Origin of the sequence: Candidatus Clostridium eludens (genome assembly GCF_045310515.1) — a bacterium.
Taxonomy (GTDB): Bacteria; Bacillota; Clostridia; order Clostridiales; family Clostridiaceae; genus Clostridium_B; species Clostridium_B eludens.
Genome location: NZ_JBJHZX010000130.1, coordinates 1 through 932, shown reverse-complemented (window position 1 = coordinate 932; position 932 = coordinate 1). Strand labels below are relative to the sequence as shown.

At 28.3% G+C, this 932-nt stretch carries 1 protein-coding gene; it reads left to right on the top strand.

Annotation, left to right across the window (positions count from 1 at the left end; genetic code table 11):
- A partial coding sequence (locus ACJDU8_RS25520) for a restriction endonuclease subunit S (RefSeq protein WP_406794995.1) occupies positions 1-932 on the top strand: 932 nt, incomplete at both ends.

Below are 932 nucleotides of genomic sequence, written 5' to 3'. Positions count from 1 at the left end.
CCCAAGCATAATATTATAGACCCGGTTTTTTTAAAATATTATTTAATGTGGGAGAAAACTCAGGATCTACTGGTTTCAATGGTTGGTGAAGGCATAACTAGAATAACGTTAAGTAAAAAGATGATTGAGGATTTAGAAATAAATATTCCTCCATTAGAGGAACAAAAAAAGATTGCCTCAATTATCTCTTCATTAGACTATAAAATTCAGCTAAATGATGAGGTGAATAAAACATTAGAACAAATAGCACATGCCATTTTTGAGTCCTGGTTTGTAGATTTTGAACCGTTTAAAGATAAAGGATTTGAAAAAAGCCAGCTAGGGATAATACCTAAGGGCTGGAAAGTTGAAAAAATGGCATGTGTAGTACCGGTTACAGATGGAACTCACGATTCACCGAAAAAGAGAGAATCAGGATACAGGTTATTAACATCAAAACATATAAAAAATAATAAAGTTCAATTTAAAGAAGCGAATTTCATATCTGAAGAGGATTTTATAAAGATTAATAAAAGAAGCAAAGTAGAGAAGTTTGATGTTTTAATAACTATGATTGGAACTATAGGCAATACATTATTAGTCCAAGATGAATGTATAAATTATGCAATAAAAAATATAGGATTGATAAAAACATCCTTAAATAGAGGTATGGCAGAATTTATTTTTATGTATTTATCTTCAGACAGAATAAAAAACTATATAAAAACTAAAGTAACAGGAAATGGTCAACCGTATATTTCACTTGGTAATTTAAAAGATGTACCAGTTGTTGTTCCTTCTGCAAATGTAATTGATAATTTTCAAAAAATAGTTTCAAAATTATATAAAAAAATAGAAAAAAACAATACTATGAATGAGAATCTAACAAGCATCAGAGATAAAATACTCTCAAAACTTATGTTAGGAGAAGTAATAGTTAAAAAATATAGCAG